This window comes from Psychrosphaera sp. 1_MG-2023, from assembly GCF_030548245.1.
In the GTDB taxonomy this organism is placed as follows: Bacteria; Pseudomonadota; Gammaproteobacteria; order Enterobacterales; family Alteromonadaceae; genus Psychrosphaera; species Psychrosphaera algicola.
Map to the genome: position 1 here is coordinate 160,620 of NZ_JAUORW010000012.1, position 6,309 is coordinate 166,928.

Annotated in this window: 2 protein-coding genes; both read left to right on the top strand. The window is 40.4% G+C overall.

Annotated elements, in window-relative coordinates; translation table 11 throughout:
* The first annotated feature begins 228 nt into the window (after positions 1 to 228).
* Entirely contained in the window at positions 229 to 2,022 is a 1,794-nt protein-coding gene (locus tag Q4575_RS13040) for a cyclic nucleotide-binding and patatin-like phospholipase domain-containing protein (RefSeq protein ID WP_303523151.1), read from the top strand.
* A gap of 19 nt (positions 2,023 to 2,041) precedes the next feature.
* Positions 2,042 to 5,863 carry an amino acid adenylation domain-containing protein gene (locus tag Q4575_RS13045; protein WP_303523152.1) on the top strand — a complete coding sequence of 1,274 codons (3,822 nt, stop codon included), beginning with the start codon at positions 2,042 to 2,044 and terminating at the stop codon, positions 5,861 to 5,863.
* Positions 5,864 to 6,309: the final 446 nt, after the last annotated feature.

Consider the following 6,309-nt stretch of genomic DNA (forward strand, 5'->3'; position numbering starts at 1 on the left):
ATTAGGCATTCTATTTAGGGCACTCTGATTAAGGGCGCCCTAACTTTTTTATCCAAACCTTCTACATTTGCTCTTATATCGTCGCTAAACCTCACATTTTTGTCATAATATCCGCTTAAATTATCTAAAAGTTGTTTTAACTTTATTTTACATTGTGTTTGTTTTTACTTTTACTGGTATGATTCTTAACTTATAGATTGGAACTTAAAGTAATAATTTGAACAGAAAATGAACGTATCAACGGAATATTTAATTGAGTTGCTAAAAGCGAGCTCTGACTTTAATCAACTGTCAGAAGGTGCCATGATCGGACTTGCGGAAGCGCTTGAAGTTATTACGGTTGCCGGCGGTGCAGAAGTTATTCGGGAAGGCGCTGAATCTGATTCAATGTTTATTTTGGTTAGTGGTCGTCTTAGGGTTTCTCGAACCGATAAAAATGGCCAACGTTTGTTATACAACGAAGTTTTGCCAGGTGATTGTGTTGGCGAAACGGGAATGATTTTACGCCAAGCGAGAACGGCAGACATTACGTCTATGCGGGAGTCGCAACTTGCTGTCCTTTCTGATAAAGCCTATGAAGAACTTATAGCGAAACATCCATCGGAGTTAAACAGAGCGTTTTCTCAGGCTATTTATCGTCATCTCAGACATGACCGTAGAGTCGCAGAACGTCGCAGAGCACAAAGCTTTTTCTTAATCCCAATCCACGAAACGATAGATATGTCGGTATTCACTTCTCAAATGAAGTTGAACTTGACCAAGTATGGTTCAACCGAGGTTGTGCCCGTTAGTTTAATTGATGCTGAACGCACAGTTGGGGATGACGGTTACCTTAATCTTGATAAATTAGAAGCGGATTTCGATTATATAATTTATCAGGGTGAATTAAATCTTGATGAACAATTAAATGAAACGTTTGAACATGCTGATCAGGTAATATTTGTCGCTGACGGCACCAAAAGTTCGTCATTAACAAAATTAGAAGAGTCACTTCGATCACGTTTTGATATAGCCCTGATCCGTAGTCATTTAGCGCTAGTTTATCCAGAATCTGAAGTGAGTTGTGGTGACCGGGCTGAGTGGAATAAAGAACGAAAAACCGAGCGTGTCTACCCAATTAAATTGGCAAGTAGTGATGACTTTGGGCGGTTAGTTCGATTTTTACTTGGCAAAGCCATCGGTGTTGTTTTAGGTGGCGGGGGCGCACGTGGTTTTGCTCATTTAGGTGTATTACGAGCATTTGAAGAGTCAAATATCCCCATTGATCTCATTGGCGGCAACAGTATGGGAGCACTTATTGGTGCTTGTTATGTTTCGGGAATGCCTCGAGAGTCTATCCATAAAGAAATATTGAGGTATTCAAAGGGGGGAATGAAACTTACTTTCCCACTTGTCGCACTTATGTCGAATAAAAACCTAAAAGGTGCGTTTCAAGAAGCCCTAGGCAATTTAGATATTCAAAGAATTTGGACGCCTTATTTTGCAGCCGCGTGTAATTTAACAACAGCAGAAACCTTGGTACTTGAAGAAGGGCCACTTTGGCAAGCGGTATTGGCAAGTAATTCACCAGCCGGGTTGTTTCCGCCAGTAGTGGTTGATGGGCAATTATTGGTGGACGGTGCAATACTTGAAAATGTACCAGTGCAAGCAATGCGTCAACGTCTATCGACGCCACTTGAGCGTCGTCGAGGCAATGGTGCGGTAATTGCTATTGATGTTGATGTTAAAGATGCGTTTGAAGTTAATAAAAATGTCACGGATTTATCCTCATGGAATAAGCTTAAATCTCATTTTGAAAAAGCCCATGATAACTTACCGGGCATAGTCGACATTCTCATGCAAGTCGCACATATCGGTGGGTTGGCTCAGCGTCAGCAGACAAAACATGCAGCGGACATTTATTTTGAGCCGCCGTTAAGTAACTTCAGCATAATGGACTATAAAAAAGCTGAAGAGATAATTGAAGTTGGGTATGAATATGCGATGCAACAAATAAACGTGATTAAATCGAGTATTCAGTAAACATATAGCAAGGACGGCAATGGCAACTATTCCCTTATCACTAAGTCAAAAAGACATATGGACTGAGATTTTAGCTTGGTCAAATAGTTGTCATCTAAATATTGGTGGTTTCTCTCGGATTGTAGGAGAAATTGATGCCGCTTTATTTCAGCAAGCGTTAGACAATTTAACGGCAGCGGAAGATGCATTGAGGCTAGTGCCGACAAGTGAAGGCAATCAAATATTACTCGATACCTACCGTTATCCGCTAGTCATTAAAAATTTTACAGATCAACCAAATGGTGAAGATTTAGCAACGTTATGGCAACAACGATGGATGTCGGAGCCGTTTGAAATAGGCAAGCAGCCAACAATACGTTTTGCTTTGGTGACTGCCACCCCTCAATTACATTATGTGGTAATTCAGAGTTTGCACATTGCTATGGATGGCTGGAGTTTATCTAATGCAGTGCAAAAGCTTGGGCAACATTACACTTCATTATTAACAAATGACCCCTCATTGATTGCGGAAAGCCGAGACTATCAAGACTTTATAGTTGACTCGAATAGTTATAAGTCAGGTAAGCAATTTCAAAAAGATGTCGATTATTGGAACTTAGCAATACCGCAACTTCCTGAGCCGGTATTTGAAGCACGGTACAATGCGCCTATCATTTCCGGAGTGTCTCGGGCCTATGTCGAAAACTGCAAAATTCAACGAGCACTAATAGACCAGTTAAAAACCTTATGTACTGCCAATAAACATACTATTTTTCATGGGTTTTTGGCGCTGTTGGCGATTTATATATTTAAAAGTCAAAACCGTAGTGAGTTTATAATTGGCGTTCCAAGTCTCAATCGTGGGGGAAACAAGTTTAAGAATACCCTCGGTATGTTTGTTGGGGTTATACCGATAAAGGTCACGCTAGAGCAGGACGATACACTAGCAACCGTCGTAGAAAAAATATCGAAATTTCTAAAGCAAGCTTACCGGCATGCAAAATATCCTTTGAGTGAGCAATTTAAACGATTAAAAGCGATAAAGCAGGGGCGAGATCGTTTATTTGACGTCATATTTTCATACGAAGAATTTGAGTTTGCGAGTCAATACGGTGATGCTAAAGTCGGTGCGACAAATCAAACATTCGCCGGGTTTAGTCGCTATCCATTAGCAATCTCGGTATGTGACTTTCTGGATGGAGACGATGCTGAAATTGTTTTAGAGGGTAACGAGCAGTACTTCACAGCACCTGAAACCAATTTGATTGGCAATCGACTTATCTACTTGGCTGAGCAAGTCATTAATGACTTTAATATGCCAGTGAGTTCACTTGATATTTGTTCATCAGCCGAGCGCACCAGACAATTGACGGCAGGTATAAGTCTGGCTGAAAACCCTCAGGCAGTATTGCCTTTTGTGAAGCAATTTGAACAACGTGCATTATTACATCCAAAATCCAACGCCTGTATTTCAGCAGAGGTAAAACTGACTTACTCAGAACTACTGCATTGCTCTAATCAGTTAGCGCTGCAACTATTGGCAAATGGGGTCGGCAAAGGCGATATCGTCGCTTTTGTTCTGGACAAAGGCGCAGAGGTTCTCATCGCGCAGTTAGCCATTACTCAAATTGGCGCAGCGTTTTTGCCTAATGACGTTGAAATACCCATCACCCGTTTGGAATTGATATTAAGTGAAAGCCAGTCTAAATGCTTATTGGTAAACAACAATATTGATAGTCGTTTTAAGGCGTTAGACGGTACACAAATTACAATAAATGTTGGTTCACTTTTAAAAGAAAAAACATCCACAGCTCAACTGGCCGATATAACCGTTGAACCGGATTTATGCGCTTATGTGTTGTTTACATCTGGTACAACAGGAAAACCGAAAGGGGTAGCCGTAAGTCATAGAGCATTATCGCTACGATTGTCGTGGATATGCGAAAAATGGAGCATAACTTCCACTGATAGGTCTCTCAATGCGACTCAAGTTAATTTTGATCCTGCATTAATCGAATTGTTAACGCCAATAATACGGGGCGGCAGTGTAGCCTTTCCACCGCCGGGCAGGCTATTACCTGAAGCTTTACCAGCATATTTGGTTCAATTTAACGCGACAATGATGGCGTTTGTTCCCTCTACATTAACGCGTTTCTTAGATGGCATTAAACAGCCAGATAAACTGAAATTACGAGTTTGTTGTTGTGGTGGCGAAATTTTGTCAAAGGAAATTGCAGTTCGTTTTATCAAACAAACAAATGCCATTTTATATAATGTCTACGGCCCGACCGAGGCAACTATTTTTGCCTCGAGTTGGCAAGTTAAGTTAAACGATGACAATCATAAAGCGATGCCAGTCGGCGCCGCACTTACTGACGTTCAGCTTTATATACTAGATGAACAACATGCTTTAATGCCCTATGGTGTCGTGGGGCGAGTGTTTATTGGTGGACTGACACTGAGCGATGGTTATCTTCGTCAAGATGACAGTAACGCGGATAAGTTCATTACAGTTGATTCTATTTCGAGCCATCCGCTTTATGATACAGGTGACAGCGGCTGGTTAGATACCGATGGGGTACTGCATTTTAGTGGTCGCAATGACAGACAGATAAAACTTCGCGGTTATCGTATCGAGTTAAATGAGATCGAGAATAGCCTGCTGCATTTGCCTGGTGTGAAGGCCGCAGCCGCAAAATTGGTAGGGCAAGGATCTAAATCTCAAATTCACAGTTGGGTCGTTATAGGATCAGAAGCACAACCTGAAGCGTATCGGTCTAAGTTATCTGGGATCTTACCAGACTACATGTTACCAAATCGGATCCACATTTTAGATCAAATGCCGTACACACCAAACGGTAAAATTGACTACCCTAAATTAATAAATAGCGGTCATGTGATCGAAAAGTCAGCTGCCCGAGAGCCGGTAGGTCGGTTGGAAAAGTCGATATTAAAAATCTGGAAAAACGCGCTAGAACAACCTAATTTAACGGTACTTGATAACTTCTTTGAAAGTGGCGGCGATTCATTATCTGCTGTAATTACCCTCCACGAAATAGAAAAGCTACTAGGAAAAAGGCTGTCTTTGCATCAGTTGGTTGAAAACGCAACCGTATCGTCATTAGCCGAGTGCGTCGAAGCCGAATTAAATTTACCGCAGTTGTTGGTCAGCCTTGGTGATACAACTCGTAAAGTGAGTATGTATATTTGTGCGTCCGGTAACGGCGATATGCTGCGATTTAAAGCGCTTGCCAAGGAGATGTATGGTGTCTGCGATCTGCATATGTTGCAACCTCCAGGAAATCAAACAAGCATTGAAATAAAAGAATTAGCGACACTTTATGCAAATAAAATAAAGCAACGTGGCGAATCTGAAGTCTATATTGCAGGGTTTTCGGTCGGGGGACTCGCAGCGCTAGAAACAGCAAAGTTACTTCAAAAAGACAATATTAAAGTAAATGAGTTATTTATTGTCGATACAATATTGCTCCGTATGCCAAAACTCGGACTCATGGCGTGGCGTCTTATAATGAAGATGTTGGGTGAAAACGGAGGGCGGCATCGACGATTTATTTCGACTCAATTGGGCAATACACTTAGAGATAAGGGATTGTTTATGCAAGTTAAAGCGATGAAGGGTTATCGATTGTCTAAGTATGAAGGTTCGTTAGTTCTATTAAAATCAACGGCTTACCGATACTTACAAAAGTGGTTATTAGGCGGTTGGTATAAAGAAGTAAATGCGGATCTGGTGTCGTTTAAAATTGATACGCCGCACAATGGCTTTTTTGAACCAGGCCGTGTAAAAATGTTAGCTCAAAAATTAGCTGAACGTATTAACCTACAAAACGATGGAAGTTAAATTTAGACAAAAAAAAGCGAGCATTAAAAAATGCTCGCGAATAAAACAACAACTTTCAGGGAATAAAACTTAATAACTATAAAGTTAGACAGGCTAATTCTATTTAGTTCACATAAACCCAAATTAATTTTTCAATCCATCGTCTATCGGCATTTACCAATAACCTCTGTGTGATCTACAAATTTTGAACAAAAAAAAGCGAGCATTAAAAAACGCTCGCGAATAAAACAACAACTTTCAGGGAATAAAACTTAACAACTATAAAGTTAGACAGGCTAATTCAATTTAGTTCAAATAAACCCAAATTAATTTTTCAATCCATCGTCTATCGGCATTTACCAATACCTTGTGTAATCTACGAATTTTGAACAAAAAAAAGCGAGCATTAAAAAATGCTCGCGAATAAAACAACAACTTTCAGGGAATAAAACTTAACAACTATACAG